Origin of the sequence: Achromobacter insuavis, assembly GCF_902859645.1 — a bacterium.
GTDB lineage: Bacteria > Pseudomonadota > Gammaproteobacteria > Burkholderiales > Burkholderiaceae_B > Achromobacter > Achromobacter insuavis.
In genome coordinates this window covers 1-13,735 of the sequence record NZ_CADIJR010000078.1, presented here as the reverse complement: position 1 = coordinate 13,735, position 13,735 = coordinate 1, and the positions used below count along the sequence as shown (strand labels likewise).

The window sequence follows — 13,735 nt, the reverse complement described above, 5'->3', positions numbered from 1 at the left end:
TAATCGTCGAAAGGTGAGTTTCGCTCAATAAGGGCTGTTTCAAGCATCTTTTGAAATTTTAATAATCATTCTAAAATCAGAGAAAATAAGCATAATTGTTTTTAAATTATCTCATTAAAACTGATTTAACAAGAAGTTGAATTTTTGAAAATCTGATCTGACCCTGATCCTGCGAGCGACGGGAATGGTTCTTGCTGGCTGATTTTTATTGTTATGAAGCCTTGGTCCCGAATCACTCGCAAATATTTGAATAATCGTGCGGTGTTGCGTCGACGATTTTTCCCGGGCCGCGAATGCAACAATTCCTGCGCATTGCAACGGCCGTGCGGCATTATCTGAAAGGCACGAATACTATCCAGGCATGGCGCCATGCGCCGTGCGAATCAGTCCGCCGCGACAGGCGTGGACATCCACCGCAATATGAAGCGCGCGCCGCCCAGCGGGCTTTCGCGCACCTCGATGGTGCCCTTGTGGCTGGCGGCGACTCGCTTGACGATGGCCAGGCCCAGGCCGGCGCCGCCGGTGCCGCGGTCGCGGCTTTCGTCGAGCCGGATGAAGGGCTCGAAAATGCGCTCGCGGTCAGCGGGCGCGACGCCGGGGCCATCGTCGTCGACGATCAGCTCGTAGCCGCCGGCGGGGCAGCTCGTCAGCGAGATCTCGATGCGCGCGCTGGCATAGCGCACGGCGTTCTGTACCAGGTTGAGCAAGGCCCGGCTCATGTAGCGCGGATGCAGCTGCACGTGCGCCGGCAGGCCGTCGCGCACGTGGCAATGCACGCCGCGCGCGTCGGCCTGGTGCGCCACCTGCGCCAGTGCTTCGCCGAGCCAGTCGCGCACGTCCACGGTTTCCTGCTTGACGACGTCGTCGGCGGGGCGTTCCAGCCGCGCGTACACCAGCAGTTCGTCGACCATGGTTTCGAGCTCGTGGATATCGGTGCGCATGTCGTGCAGGATCTGCTCGCGCCGCGCCTGGAATTTCTCCTGGCCCAGCATGTCGACCTCGAACGACAGCCGCGCCAGCGGCGTGCGCAATTCATGCGAGACGGCGTTGGTCAGGCTGCGCTGGTTTTCCACCAGCGCCGAAATGCGTTCGGCCATCTGGTTGAAGCTTTCGCCGACGTGCCGGATACCGGAAAAATGCGACAGCCGCGCGCGCACGCCCAGGTCGCCCTGGCCCATGCGCAGCGTGGCGTTGCGCAGGGAATCGAGGTCGCGCCATACCGGCAGCGCCCACAGCAACAGCAGCACCGCCGCCAGCACCATGCTCAGCGCCAGCCAGGCGCCCCACGTGATCCACTTTTCCAGCGTCGGTTCGCCGGGCAGGCGCATCTCCAGCCATTGCCGCGGTTCGCCGGGCAGGGGGGCGAGGTAGGTGTTGTATTCGTCGCGCATGATGAAGCCGCGCGTGGCCAGGTCCTGCTTTTCCTGTTCGGTGGCCTCGATCCGTTCCGGCGTCACCAGTTTCAGTTCCAGGCCATAGTGCGGCCGCAGGGAGTCGCGGATGAAGGCGGCGCGCGATTCGGGCTCGATCGGGTCGAGTTCCTTATGCAGCGCGTACATCTGGCCGCGCACGGCCTGGTAGGACAGGTCGGCGCTGATCGAGTCGAGCAGATAGCCCAGGCTGCGGTTCACCAATTGCGAGGCGGCGATATAGGCAATGGCGGCGACCACGAAAATACGGATCGTGAACTTGAGCATTCTGAAATTCCTGTGGGCGCGGGCGCCGCACATTTTCCGCCCGACGCATCTGGCCACCGCGGTGGGCCGCCGTATTCTACAGAGCGTATATCGGGCTATCCAACGGATTTTGTATGGAAATTGTGAAGCTTGATGCAGTAATCTGGCGGAACCCCGCCGCGCGAACGATTGAAACTGCCACGCCACCCGGCTATAAGCTTGAATCACGGCGCCGCGCGACCGGCCGGCGCCAACCGTTTCAGAGTGCCACGTCCGATGCCGCCGCAGCCCCCTTTCCACGATGAACGCGTCGCCAGTAAAACGGTGGCCAGTGAGGCCGAGCCGGCGGGACGCGGAACCTGTGTGGAAGTGTTCCTCGCGTTCCTGCGGCTTGGCCTGACCGCGTTTGGCGGGCCGGTGGCGCACCTGGCCTATTTCCGCGAAGAATTCGTCGACCGTCGCCGCTGGCTCGACGATTATGCGTTTTCCGATCTGGTGGCGTTGTGCCAGTTCCTGCCGGGCCCCGCCAGCAGCCAGGTCGGCATGGCGCTGGGCCTGAAGCGGGCGGGCTGGACCGGCATGCTGGCGGCCTGGCTCGCGTTCACGCTGCCGTCAGCGCTGGCGATGATCCTGCTGGGCCTGGGGCTGGCGCGTTTCGGCGGCCTGGCCAGCCTGCCGCTGGTGCATGGCCTGAAGGTGGCGGCCGTGGCGGTGATCGCACAGGCGGTGTGGGGCATGGGCCGCTCGCTCTGTCCGGACGTGCCGCGTGCCGGGTTGGCCATCGTCGCGGCGCTGATCGCGGTGGCGCTGCCGACCACGCTGGGGCAGATCGGCGCCATCGTGCTGGGCGCGGTGGCCGGCGCCGCGTTGCTGCAGGTGCCGCCCAGGCCGTTGCTGGCCAACCGGGCGCAGGGCGTATCGCGCGCCGCCGGTTATACGTGCCTGGCGCTGTTCGCGCTGTTGCTGGCGGCGTTGCCGCTGTGGGCCTCGCTGTCGGGCGCGCCGCTGGCGACGCAGCTGGCCGGGTTCTATCGCGCGGGCGCGCTGGTGTTCGGCGGCGGACACGTGGTGCTGCCGTTGCTGGAGACGGCGGCGGTTGGCGGCGGCATGGTGTCCAACGCGGATTTCCTGGCGGGCTATGGCGTGGCGCAGGCGCTGCCGGGGCCGCTGTTCACGTTTGCCGCTTTCCTGGGCGCGGCGGCGTCCGGTCCGTTGCCCGGCTGGGCCGGCGGCCTGGCCATGCTGGTGGCGGTCTTCCTGCCTGGCGCGCTGCTGCTGGCCGCGGCCCTGCCGTTCTTGGAAAGCCTGCGGCGCCGGCCCGGCGTGCGCAACATGGTCGCGGGCGTCAACGCCGCGGTGGTGGGCATCCTGCTGGCGGCGCTGTACGACCCGGTCTGGACCAGCGCGATCCTCTCCAAGGCGGATTTCGCGCTGGCGCTGGGGCTGTTCGGCCTGCTGGTGTATGCGCGCTGGTCGCCGCTGTGGGTGGTGCTGGCCGCCGCCGCGGGCGGCTGGGCGCTGGGCTGGCTGGCGTAGCGCGGCCGTTCACGGACGCCAGCGCGGCGCACGTTTATGCAGGAAGGCATCGATGCCTTCGGCGGCGTCTTCTTCCATCATGTTGCGCGCCATGACTTCGGCGGCGTATTCGTAGGCGTCGGCCTGCGCCATCTGGCGCTGCGCGTAGAACATGCGCTTGCCGTGGCGGATCGCGGCGGGGCTCTTGGACGCGATCACGTCGGCCAGCGCCTGGACCCGCGCATCCAGCTCCGCTTCCGGCGCGACGTCGTTCAGCAATCCCCAGTCGCACGCCTGCGCCGCGTCGATGAAGCGCGCGGTCACCAGCATTTCGAAGGCGCGCTTGGTCGACACGTTGCGGCTCAGGGCCACCGCCGGCGTCGAGCAGAACAGGCCGGCATTGATGCCGGAGACGGCGAAGCGCGCGCTGTCCGCGGCCACGGCCAGGTCGCAGCTGGCCACCAGCTGGCAGCCGGCCGCGGTGGCCACGCCGCGGACTTTGGCGATGACCGGCACCGGCAGCGCCTGCAGGCCCTGCATCACGCCGCCGCACTTGCGGAACAGCGCCAGGTAGTAATCGAACGCGGGCTGGCTGCGCATTTCGCGCAGGTCGTGGCCGGCGCAGAAGGCGCGGCCCGCCGATTCCAGGATCACGCAGCGCAGCGCGGGTTCGCGCGCCAGCGCGTCGATGCGCGCGCGCAGCGCATCCAGCAGGCCTTCGGACAAGGCGTTGAATTGCGCGGGCCGGTTCAGCCGCAGCGTCGCGATGCCATCGTGCATCGTGTGCAACAGCAAGGGGTCCTGGGTCAGGGCGTCGGCGGGCATGGCGTCTCCGGGAGGCGGGGCAAGCCCTCACGATAGCAGGCCGGCGCCCGCTTGCCGGCCGGCGCGACGCGCGCCCGGAGGCGGGCAGGCCCTAGGCGTCGATGGCGCCGGGCAGTCCGTTGGCGCCGCGGATCGCCTCGATCAGGCGGCTGAGCGCGGGCGCCAGTTGCCGCCGGCTGGGGTAGTACATGACCAGTGGCGCGCCCGCCGGCGACCACTCGTCCAGCACGCGCCGCAGGCGTCCGGCGCGCAGGTGCGGCTCGGCGCAGCGCTCCAGGCAATAGGCCAGGCCGATGCCATCCAGCGCGGCTTCCAGCGCCATGTCGGTTTCGTTCACGATCAACGCGCCGGGCACGTCGATGGCGTGCGCCTGCGGCCCTTGTCCGAGCTCCCAGCGGTACATGGTCTGGTCGCCCAGCCGCAGCCGGATGCAGGCGTGGCGCAGCAGGTCCTCGGGCTTCCTGGGCGTGCCGTGGCGGCCGAGGTAGGCGGGCGCGCCCACCACCACCCAGCGCAGCGGCGGCGTCAGCGGCGTGCAGACCATGTCCTGCGGCACCGTGTCGCCAAAGCGCATGCCGGCGTCGAAGCCGGCCTTGACGATGTCGACCATGTTGTTGTCGACCACGACCTCGATCTTCACCCCGGGATAGTCTTCGAGGTAGCGCGCCAGCACCGGGCTGAGCAGCAGCCGCGAGGCATCGCGCGGCACGTTAATGCGCAGGCCGCCCAGCGGCCCGCTGCGGTAGCGGCCCAACTCCGACAGGGCCTCGCCGATCTCGCCGAAGCTCTGGTCCAGCTGCGCCGCCAGGCGGCTGCCGGCTTCGGTGGGCGCGACCGAGCGGGTGGTGCGGTTGAGCAGCTTGACGCCCAGGCGGGCTTCCAGGTTGCGCAGCGCGTGGCTCAGGGCCGAGGTCGACACGCCCAGTTCGGTGGCCGCCAGGCGGAAGCTGCCGCGCCGGCAGATGGCCGCGAAGGCGCTGAGATCGGCCAGGTCGTGGCGGCTGTAGGACGGCATGAAAAGCGGGGCGAAGATGAATAAATCGTTGAATCCAATTCAATAATACCTGACCTACACTCATCAAACTTTTTGTGTAGGAGAAGTCATGCTGGTCGAGACCATGCGTATTGAAGGTATCCCCACGCCTGTGTCGAGAATCGGCCTGGGCACGTGGGCGATCGGGGGCTGGATGTGGGGCGGCGCCGATGATTCGGCCTCGATCGCCACGCTGCGCGGCGCGGTCGAGCGCGGCATCAACCTGATCGACACCGCGCCGGTGTATGGCTTCGGTCATTCCGAGGAAATGGTGGGGCAGGCCCTGGCGGGCCTGCGCGACCGGGCGGTCATCGCCACCAAGGGCGGCCTGGAATGGGCCGGCGAGGGCGTGCGGCGCAATTCCAGCCCGCAGCGGCTGCGGCGCGAGGTGGAGGATTCGCTGCGCCGCCTGCGCACCGACCGCATCGACCTCTACCAGATCCATTGGCCCGATCCGCTGGTGCCGATCGAGGACACCGCGCGCACGCTGGAAGCGCTGCAGCGCGAGGGCAAGATCCTGGCCGTGGGCGTGAGCAATTATTCGCCGGAACAGATGGACGCGTTCCGCGCGGTGCTGCCGCTGGCGTCGGTGCAGCCGCCCTACAACCTGTTCGAGCGCGCCATCGAGCGCGACGTGCTGCCGTATGCCCGCGAGCATGGGCTGGCCGTGCTGGCCTACGGCGCGTTGTGCCGCGGCCTGCTGTCGGGCCGCATGACGGTGGACACCACCTTTGGCGCCGACGACCTGCGCGCCTCGGATCCGAAGTTCCGCCGGCCGCGTTTCGATCAGTACGTGCGCGCCACCAAGGAACTGGAGGCCATGGCGCGGATCCGCTACGACAAGCCGGTGCTGGCCCTGGCGATCCGCTGGGTGCTGGACAGCGGCCCGACCATCGCGTTGTGGGGCGCGCGTCGCCCGGAGCAGCTGGACGGCGTCGACGAGGCCTGCGGCTGGCGCCTGAGCGATGCCGACATGGCCGACATCGACGATCTGCTGGAAAAGAACATCCTCGATCCGGTCGGCCCCGAGTTCATGGCGCCGCGCGCGCGGGAGTAGGCGCCAGCGCCGGCGCGCTTCAGCCCGCCAATTGCCCGAGCAGCGCGCGCAGCCAGCCCAGGCCGGCGTCCGCGTCGGCGCGCTGGTGCCAGATCATTTCGAACCCCAGCGGGGCGATGGCGAACGGCGCCGGTCCCACGGCCAGGCCCGCTGGCGTCGGCGTCACCGCGCGCCGCGCCACCGTCAGCACCAGGTCGGTGCCGGCCAGCACGGCCGGCGCCGCCGTCCAGTGCGGCAGCCGCAGCGCCACGCGGCGCGATTGGCCGATGCGGGCCAGCGCCGCATCCACTTCCGCCGCGCGCTGGTCCTGGCTGGCGGCCGCCAGCACGTGCGGCCGCGCCAGGTAATCCTCCAGCGTCGACGGCAGGCCCGCGGCGGCATCGGCGACGCAGACAAAGCCTTCCTCGAACAGCACCGCGCGCTGGATCTCGGCGGGCGTTTCGCCGAACACCGCCAGCGCCAGGTCGAGCTGGCCGTCGGCCACGCCCGCGATCATGCCGCTGCGGCTGGCATAGCTGATTTCCAGGTCAATGCCCGGCGCGTCGCGCCGCAGGCGCCGCATCAGCGACGGCAGCAGCACGCTCGCGCCATAGTCGGACATCGCCAGGCGGAAGGCGCGCCGGCTGGCCGCGGGCTCGAACACCGCGCCCGCCAGCAGGCGCCGCACCTGCGCCAGCACGTCGCGCAACGGCGTTTCCAGCGCCAGGGCGTGCGGCGTCGGCCGCAGGCCGCCGCGCGTGCGATGGAACAGCGGGTCGCCCAGCAGCGTCCGCAGGCGGGCCAGGGCGTGGCTCATGGCGGGCTGGCTCATCGGCAGGCGGGCGGCCGCGCGGGTCAGGTTGCGCTCGTGCAGCAAGGCGTCCAGCACCACCAGCAGATTCAGGTCGATGGCCCTTAGGTTATTCACTGGCTGCATATTCAATAGACAAATATCGAATTGGATTCAATGGTTGGCGAATAAGAGAATAACGCCAATCCCTCTTGAACCGGAGCAAGCCTTGAATACCACGACCTTCTACGCCATTCCCGCCGCCATCCTGGCGGGCGCGCTGGTGCCGATCCAGGCCGGCGCCAACGCCGCCCTGGGGCGGCACCTCGGCCATCCGCTGTGGGCCACCATGGCCTCGCTGGCGATCAGCGCCATCGCGGCCATGCTGGTGATGGCGTTGCTGCGGGTGCCGGCGCCCAGCTTCGCCGAGATCGGCCGGCTGCCGTGGTGGGGCTGGACCGGCGGGCTGGCCGGCGTGTTCTACATCACGGCGGCGCTGATGCTGGCGCCGCGGCTGGGCGCGGGCGCCTTTTTGGCGGCGGTGATCGCCGGCCAGATGCTGGCGGCATTGCTGCTGGACCGCTATGCGCTGGTGGGCTTCGTCGGCAGCGCGCTCAATCCCGGCCGCCTGGCGGGCGCGGCCCTGATCGCCGGCGGCGCGCTGTTGATGCACCTGTCGAACGCGCCGCGCGCGGCGGCCTGAACCACGCCGGGCGGCGCGGGCCGGGCGCGGGCGCTCAGTGCGAAGACGCGGCGACGCGCCGGCCCATGACGCCCGACAGGCACAGCAGCGGCCCCACGATCACCACGCCGATCAGGCCCATGGCGGCCTGCGGCGCCACGCCCTGGTCCAGCAGGGCGGTGGCGATGACGGCCGAGCCGCTCATCTGGAACAGCCCGTAGACCGCGGCGGCGGTGCCGGCGCGGTCGGCGAAGGGTTCCAGCGCCAGGCTCAGCGCCGACCCCAGCGCCAGCGAAAAGCCGACGGTGAGCACCGCCACCGGCAGCATGAAGATCCACGCGGCCGCGGGCGCCCAGCGCCAGGCGGCCAGGTGCATCAGCGCGGCCAGCAGCAGGGCCGTCATGCCGACCCGCAGCATGGCGTAGCGGCCGAAGCGCGCGATGAACACCGGCGCCAGGAAGAAGGCCGCGATGTTGATGGCGGCATTGCCGCCGAACCAGGCGGAAAAGCCCAGCTCCGAATAGCCCAGCTGCTGCACCAGCACCACCGGCGCGGCCGACACGAACACCAGGATCATGGCCATGCCGGCCATGCCGAAGATGGCGAAGTACAGAAAGCGGCCGCTGGCGGCGATCGGCGCGTAGCGGCGCAGGCTGTACAGGGGCGCGCCGCGCGCCGGCGCCGCCTCGCGGGTTTCGGCGAAACGCCACGCCAGCAACGCCGCCAGCGCCAGCGCGAACAGCACCATGAAGACGAAGGTGCTGCGCCAGCCGGCATGCACCGCCAGCGCGCCGCCCAGCATCGGCGCCAGCGCCGGCACGGTGCACAGCGCGCCGTTCAGATAGCTGTAGACGCGCGCCCCGACCGCGGGGCTGAAGCGGTCGCGCACCGCCGCGAACGCCACCAGCGAGGCCGAGCAGGCGCCCAGGCCCTGGATCACGCGCGCGGCGTAGAACAGTTCCAGCGAGGTCGCGGCCGCGCCCAGCGCCGACCCCAGCAGGTAGGCCAGCGCGCCGCCGAGCGCCACCGGCCGGCGGCCGTAGCGGTCGGCCAGCGGGCCGATCAGGATCTGGCCGACGCCGACCGAGAAGATGAAGAGGGTGATGCTGGCCTGCAGCGCGCTGATCGGTTGGCCGAAGCCGACGGCCATGGCGGGCAGGGAGGGCAGATAGATGTCGATGCCCATCGGCGTCAACGTGACCAGGCCCATCAGGAGGCCGATCAGCCAGCGTTGGCTTCGGGCGGGTAATGCAGACTTCATTGGCGGACTCAGGGCGCACCGCGCGCCCGGGAAAACCTGACATTATCCACGACTGGCGCCGCGCGCCGCGCGCACCCGGCTGGCGTAGAATGATCCGCGCCATGCAGACCGCCACCCCGCCCGCCGCCCATCGTCCCCGCATCGTCATCCTCTATTGCACGCAGTGCCAGTGGCTGCTGCGCGCCGGCTGGATGGCGCAGGAGCTGCTGTCCACGTTCTCCACCGACCTGGGCGAGGTGGTGTTGCAGCCCGGCACCGGCGGCATCTTCCAGATCACCTACGACGGCGAGCTGGTGTGGGACCGCAAGCGCGACGGCGGCTTTCCGGAGGCCAAGGTGCTCAAGCAGCGGGTGCGCGACCGCCTCGATCCGGGCCGGCCGCTGGGCCATATCGACGGCCATGCCGCGGGGCCGGCCGCGCCGCCCAAGGCCTAGCGGCCCGCTGTCCGCCCGCGACGGCGGGTCTGCCGATCCATGAAAAACAGCCGCCCGAGGGCGGCTGTCCGTCATTCCGTCGGCGCCGGTCAGGCGGCCGAGCGGGATTGCTCCAAGGCCGCTTGCGCCTTGTGTTTCTGCCTCACGGCCGAGACCAGCAGCAGCGCGATCAGCAGCACGCACGCCAGCACGAACCCCAGGCTGATCGGACGCGTGACGAAGATCGCCAGGTCGCCGCGCGACAGCAGCAGGGCGCGGCGGAAGTTCTCTTCCACCATTGGCCCGAGCACGAAGCCCAGCAGCAGCGGCGCCGGTTCGAAGCGCAACCGGATCAGGGCGTAGCCCGCGGCCCCGAACAACGTCACCATGCCCACGTCGAACAGGTTGTTGTTGGTGCTGTAGACGCCGACGCAGACGAAGAACAGCGCCGCCGGGAACAGGTAGCGGAACGGCACGGTCAACAGGCGCACCCACATGCCGATCAGCGGCAGGTTCAGCAGCAACAGCAGCACGTTGCCGACCCAGAAGCTGGCGATCAGCCCCCAGAACATGTCGGCGTGCTCGACCATCATCTGCGGACCGGGCTGGATGCCGTGGATGATCAGCGCGCCTAGCATCAGCGCCATCACCGGGTCGCCCGGGATGCCCAGGCTCATGGTGGGGATGAAGCTGGTCTGGGTCGAGGCGCTGGTGGCGGCCTCGGGGCCGGCGATGCCCTCGATGGCGCCGCGGCCGAAGCGGCGCGGTTCGCGCGCCACCTTCTTTTCCACCGCGTACGAGATGAACGAGGCGATGGTCGGGCCGGTGCCCGGCAGGATGCCGAAGGCCGCGCCGATGGCGGTGCCGCGCACCAGGGCGCCGCGCGACTGCTTGATGTCGCCGGCTTCGGGACGCATCGACTTCATGCTGACCTTGGTGCTGGTGACCTTGGTGTCGCCGCCGATCTGGTTGATGTTCTTGAGGAAGTCGGCCACGCCGAACAGGCCCATCGCCAGCGCCACGATCTGCAGGCCGTCGCTCAGCTCGAGGATGCCGAAGTGAAAGCGCATGGTGCCGGTGTTGACGTCGGTGCCGATCACGCCCAGCAACAGGCCGACCACCACCATCGCCACGCCCTTGATCGCCGAGCCCTTGGCCAGCGTGGCGCCGGCCAGCAGGCCCAGCATCATCATCGAGAAGTACTCGGCCGGGCCGAACTTGAAGGCCACGTCGACCAGCAGCGGCGAGAACAGGATCATCGCCAGGATGCCGACGGACGCGCCGCAGAACGACGAGAACATCAACATGAACAGCGCCGAGCCGGCCTTGCCGTTGCGCGCCAGCGGATTGCCGTCCAGGCAGGCCACCGCGTGCGAGGCGGTGCCCGGCAGGTTCAGCATGATCGAAGTGATGCCGCCGCCGTATTGCGAGCCGTAGTAGATGCCGGACAGCATCACCAGCGCGGCGGTCGGGGTCATGGTGTAGGTCAGCGGCAGCAGGATCGAGATGGCGGCCAGCACGCCCATGCCCGGCAGCACGCCGATCAGGTTGCCCATGAACACGCCGAACACGGCCCACAGCAGGTTGTCGAGCGCGAAGGCGACCGAGAACCCATGCATCAGGTTATTGAAGATTTCCATCGATCAGCCCCAGCGGAACAGCGGAAACTGCAATTGCAGCGCCCACGAGAAAACGGCCACGCCGAGAATCGTCACGCCCACGGCCAGCAGCGCGGCGCTGCGCGGCGTGTGCTGGCGGTCGCCCATGGCCGAGATGAAGACCAGCGCGAAGGTGGCGGGCACCAGGCCGCCGTACTTGCCCAGCAGGATGAAGGCCATCAGGCCGCCGATGATGCAGCCCCAGCCGCGCCATTCGGGCGGGGGGATCTCTTCGGCGTCCTCTTCGGTGATCACGGGCGAGTAGGCCGTGCGCGCGATGATCAGTCCCAGCAGGACCAGCAGCACGCCGAGGATGGCCGGGAACATGCCCGGGCCCATGCGCGCCAGGCTGCCGATGTTGTACGTGGATGCCTGCGCGATGGCGCCCAGGCCGAGCACGATCATCGTGCCCGCGGCCCACGCCTCGCGCTTGATGATGCTGCGTGTTGATTGCATTGGATTCATTCCTCCCTTTGTTGTGGCTTTGATTCAGGCTGACTGCGGTCTGAATAAAAGCTGACATTCCAATGAAAGCGGGAGTCTAAGAATTCAAACTTCCGAATACCTTTCATGAAATGGAAAAAAATTCCACGCAAGGCGGGGCGCGTGGAAAAAACACGGGAAATCCCTAGGGGCTGTTAACACTGCAAACAACTTTGCCGCCGTCCAAACGCGGTCCGCGAGGCTTTCAAAGCTCCACACAACGGGTCAAATGCGTGACATTTGGGCTGGCCACACTGTGCGGACCCGAAAGGCGATGCCGGCGCTCTGCCGCCGGCATCGTCGTCTTCGGATCCTTGTGTGATTGCCTTCGGAGTCCCAGCGCGATGAAAGCAGGCCGGTTAACGACGGATAGGCAGTACCCCCGCGGGCGCCGGCAGCGTGGCTTTACGCTGATCGAGATCATGGTGGTGATCGTGATCATGGGCATCCTGGCCGCGCTGATCGTGCCGCGGCTGCTGGACCGGCCCGACCAGGCCCGCGCCGTGGCGGCGCGCCAGGACATCAGCGCGCTGATGCAGGCGCTCAAGCTGTACCGGCTCGACACCGGCAGCTATCCCAGCACCGAGCAGGGCCTGCGCGCCCTGGTGGAACGGCCGGCCTCGGGGTCGGGCGCCTCGAGCGCCTGGCGCGCCTACCTCGACCGCCTGCCCAACGATCCCTGGGGGCATCCATACCAGTACCTGAATCCGGGCACGCGCGGCGAGATCGATGTGTTCTCGCTGGGCGCGGACGGCAAGCCGGATGGGGATGGCGGCAATGCCGACATCGGTTCCTGGCAGCTGTGAACGGCAGCGCGGCATGGCGGTGATCAGCGCATTGCTGGTGGTGGCCGCGGTGACGATGATCGTCGCCTCGCTGCTGCAGCGCCAGGACACGTTCCTGCGCGCCGTGCAGGCCGCCCAGAGCCGCGCCCAGGCCCAGGCCCTGCTGGAGGCCGGGCTGGGCCTGGCGCGCCAGCGGCTGCGCGAGGACGGCCAGCGGCAGGCCACCACGCGCCCCGACGGCGTCTGGGCCGCGCCCATCGTCGATACGCGCCTGCAGCGTCCCGGCCGCGACGCCGCCTTCGTCGGCCGGCTGGAGGACGAGCAGGGCAAGTTCAACCTACGCAATCTGGTGTTCGAGGGCCGCCTGTACCAGGACGGCGTGGCCGAGCTGCTGCGCCTGTGCGCGCTGGTGGGCGTCGCGCCGGAAGTGGGCCAGGCGATCGCCGAGCGGATCCTGGCGGCGCAGCCGGGCGCCGATCCGCATGGCCGGCTGGCGCCCTTGCCGCGCAGCCTGGAAGAGCTGGCCGGCGTGCCGGGGGTGGACGCCGCGGTGCTGGCGCGCCTGCGGCGCCACGTGACGGTGCTGCCGCGCGTGACGCTGGTCAACGTCAACACCGCCAGCGCCGAAGTGATCGCCGCGCACGTGCCCGGCATGTCGCTGGACCAGGCCAAGGCCATGGTGGCGCAGCGCGACGGCGGGCTCTGGTTCGTCAATAACGGCGACTTCGCCAACCGTCTGAGCGCGGCCGAGGGCGCCGCGGACAACGGCGGCGGCGCCTCCGCCACGCCCGCGGCGCGGACCGAGGCGCCGCGCGTGGCGGTCGCCAGCGGCTGGTTCCGTCTCGACGGCGCCGCGCGCCTGGGCGGCATGATCCAGCCCCTGAAGGCGTTGCTGACCCGCGGCGGCGACGGCGTTTCGCAGATCATCTGGTCGCGGGAAGGCGCGTGATGGCCGCGATCCGCGTGTTGCTGCCGCCGCAGCGGTCCCTGACCGCCGACACGCCGCTGCCCGTGGCGGCGGCCGAGAAGACCGCCTGGCGCCGCCTGCCGCCGGCGGGTCTGGCGGAACTGGGACGCCGCTGGCCGGGCGCCCGCGCCACGGCGTTCCTGCATCCCGAAGACCTGACGCTGACGGCGGTATCGCTGCCGCCGCTGGCCCGCGCGCGCTTGCGGGTGGCGGTGGAAGGCGCGATCGAACCGCTGGCGTTGGGCGATCCGGAGACGCTGCGCATCGGCCACGGCGCGCGTGGTGCCGATGGCCGCGTGGGCGTGGCCTGGTTCGACGCCGAGGCCGCCGACCGCCTGCAGGCGCTGATCGCCGCCTGCGGCCTGCGGCCGGCGGGGTTCGCGCCCACGCCGCTGTGGCTGCCCGAGACGGTGGATGGCTGGACGCTGTGCGTCCTGGACGGTTATGTGGTGGCGCGCCAGCCCGGCGGGCTGGGCAGCCTGTATGCGCTGGATGCGCAGGTGGATGACGCAACGGCCGGCCTCACGCGGGTCCTGGGGCCGGACGCCGCCGCCTGCGCGGCCGGCCCGTGCCGCTGGATCGGCGCCGCGCCGGCCGGGTGGCGGCGCGAG

General features: G+C 69.5%; 13 protein-coding genes and 1 pseudogene. 7 read left to right on the top strand and 7 right to left on the bottom strand.

Features of this window, described 5'->3' with window-relative positions; genetic code table 11:
- Positions 1-383 precede the first annotated feature (383 nt).
- On the bottom strand, positions 384-1,697 hold the full coding sequence (locus H0523_RS26365; protein WP_054435322.1) for an ATP-binding protein: 1,314 nt from the start codon (positions 1,695-1,697) through the stop codon (positions 384-386).
- 255 nt (positions 1,698-1,952) lie between these two features.
- Here H0523_RS26365 and chrA point away from each other — a divergent pair, with 255 nt between their 5' ends.
- Positions 1,953-3,212, top strand: coding sequence for a chromate efflux transporter (chrA, locus tag H0523_RS26360; RefSeq protein WP_180180198.1), 1,260 nt, complete (start codon positions 1,953-1,955; stop codon positions 3,210-3,212).
- A 9-nt stretch (positions 3,213-3,221) separates the two neighbouring features.
- On the opposite strand, the gene H0523_RS26355 is transcribed toward chrA, so the two are convergent.
- Both H0523_RS26355 and H0523_RS26350 read right to left on the bottom strand, forming a co-directional pair.
- On the bottom strand, positions 3,222-4,016 hold the full coding sequence (locus H0523_RS26355; RefSeq protein WP_054435317.1) for an enoyl-CoA hydratase: 795 nt from the start codon (positions 4,014-4,016) through the stop codon (positions 3,222-3,224).
- Between the two features lie 91 nt (positions 4,017-4,107).
- Positions 4,108-5,031, bottom strand: a complete 924-nt coding sequence (locus tag H0523_RS26350; protein ID WP_054435316.1) for a LysR family transcriptional regulator — start codon at positions 5,029-5,031, stop codon at positions 4,108-4,110.
- A gap of 88 nt (positions 5,032-5,119) precedes the next feature.
- Between H0523_RS26350 and H0523_RS26345 the strand changes: the two genes are divergently transcribed.
- Entirely contained in the window at positions 5,120-6,106 is a 987-nt protein-coding gene (locus H0523_RS26345) for an aldo/keto reductase (protein WP_054461233.1), read from the top strand.
- A gap of 19 nt (positions 6,107-6,125) precedes the next feature.
- Here H0523_RS26345 and H0523_RS26340 read toward each other — a convergent pair whose 3' ends face one another.
- A complete protein-coding gene (locus H0523_RS26340; protein ID WP_231691931.1) occupies positions 6,126-7,022 on the bottom strand; it encodes a LysR family transcriptional regulator in 897 nt (298 codons plus the stop codon).
- 82 nt (positions 7,023-7,104) lie between these two features.
- Between H0523_RS26340 and H0523_RS26335 the strand changes: the two genes are divergently transcribed.
- Positions 7,105-7,578 (top strand): DMT family transporter, encoded by a 474-nt coding sequence (locus tag H0523_RS26335; RefSeq protein WP_054435310.1) that lies wholly within the window; start codon positions 7,105-7,107, stop codon positions 7,576-7,578.
- 34 nt (positions 7,579-7,612) lie between these two features.
- Here H0523_RS26335 and H0523_RS26330 read toward each other — a convergent pair whose 3' ends face one another.
- Positions 7,613-8,818, bottom strand: a complete 1,206-nt coding sequence (locus tag H0523_RS26330; protein WP_054435308.1) for a multidrug effflux MFS transporter — start codon at positions 8,816-8,818, stop codon at positions 7,613-7,615.
- A gap of 101 nt (positions 8,819-8,919) precedes the next feature.
- On the opposite strand from H0523_RS26330, the gene H0523_RS26325 reads away from it, so the two are divergent.
- Positions 8,920-9,252, top strand: a complete 333-nt coding sequence (locus tag H0523_RS26325; protein ID WP_054435331.1) for an Rdx family protein — start codon at positions 8,920-8,922, stop codon at positions 9,250-9,252.
- An 89-nt stretch (positions 9,253-9,341) separates the two neighbouring features.
- Here H0523_RS26325 and H0523_RS26320 read toward each other — a convergent pair whose 3' ends face one another.
- Together H0523_RS26320 and H0523_RS26315 are read right to left on the bottom strand one after the other, a co-directional pair.
- Positions 9,342-10,871, bottom strand: coding sequence for a tripartite tricarboxylate transporter permease (locus tag H0523_RS26320; RefSeq protein WP_054435306.1), 1,530 nt, complete (start codon positions 10,869-10,871; stop codon positions 9,342-9,344).
- A 3-nt stretch (positions 10,872-10,874) separates the two neighbouring features.
- The gene (locus tag H0523_RS26315) at positions 10,875-11,345 is read right to left on the bottom strand and encodes a tripartite tricarboxylate transporter TctB family protein (protein WP_054435304.1); all 471 of its coding nucleotides are present in this window, start codon (positions 11,343-11,345) and stop codon (positions 10,875-10,877) included.
- Between the two features lie 371 nt (positions 11,346-11,716).
- Between H0523_RS26315 and gspG the strand changes: the two genes are divergently transcribed.
- The 3 genes and pseudogenes from gspG to H0523_RS26300 all read left to right on the top strand — a co-directional run.
- Positions 11,717-12,178, top strand: coding sequence for a type II secretion system major pseudopilin GspG (gspG, locus tag H0523_RS26310; protein ID WP_054435302.1), 462 nt, complete (start codon positions 11,717-11,719; stop codon positions 12,176-12,178).
- 13 nt (positions 12,179-12,191) lie between these two features.
- Complete coding sequence (gspK, locus tag H0523_RS26305; protein ID WP_054435300.1) at positions 12,192-13,106, top strand: type II secretion system minor pseudopilin GspK; 915 nt, start codon at positions 12,192-12,194, stop codon at positions 13,104-13,106.
- Positions 13,106-13,735, top strand: a pseudogene (locus tag H0523_RS26300) (type II secretion system protein GspL); the annotation flags it as partial. The gene gspK and the pseudogene H0523_RS26300, both read left to right, overlap by 1 nt.

Bases quoted from the DNA above. Each gene is read 5' to 3' on its own strand.
- H0523_RS26345 (WP_054461233.1), top strand. From the start codon at position 5,120: ATGCTGGTCGAGACCATGCGTATTGAAGGTATCCCCACGCCTGTGTCG.
- H0523_RS26355 (WP_054435317.1), bottom strand. From the start codon at position 4,016: ATGCCCGCCGACGCCCTGACCCAGGACCCCTTGCTGTTGCACACGATG.
- H0523_RS26350 (WP_054435316.1), bottom strand. From the start codon at position 5,031: ATGCCGTCCTACAGCCGCCACGACCTGGCCGATCTCAGCGCCTTCGCG.
- H0523_RS26315 (WP_054435304.1), bottom strand. From the start codon at position 11,345: ATGCAATCAACACGCAGCATCATCAAGCGCGAGGCGTGGGCCGCGGGC.
- H0523_RS26325 (WP_054435331.1), top strand. From the start codon at position 8,920: ATGCAGACCGCCACCCCGCCCGCCGCCCATCGTCCCCGCATCGTCATC.
- H0523_RS26340 (WP_231691931.1), bottom strand. From the start codon at position 7,022: ATGCAGCCAGTGAATAACCTAAGGGCCATCGACCTGAATCTGCTGGTG.
- H0523_RS26330 (WP_054435308.1), bottom strand. From the start codon at position 8,818: ATGAAGTCTGCATTACCCGCCCGAAGCCAACGCTGGCTGATCGGCCTC.
- gspK (WP_054435300.1), top strand. From the start codon at position 12,192: ATGGCGGTGATCAGCGCATTGCTGGTGGTGGCCGCGGTGACGATGATC.
- chrA (WP_180180198.1), top strand. From the start codon at position 1,953: ATGCCGCCGCAGCCCCCTTTCCACGATGAACGCGTCGCCAGTAAAACG.
- H0523_RS26320 (WP_054435306.1), bottom strand. From the start codon at position 10,871: ATGGAAATCTTCAATAACCTGATGCATGGGTTCTCGGTCGCCTTCGCG.
- H0523_RS26365 (WP_054435322.1), bottom strand. From the start codon at position 1,697: ATGCTCAAGTTCACGATCCGTATTTTCGTGGTCGCCGCCATTGCCTAT.
- gspG (WP_054435302.1), top strand. From the start codon at position 11,717: ATGAAAGCAGGCCGGTTAACGACGGATAGGCAGTACCCCCGCGGGCGC.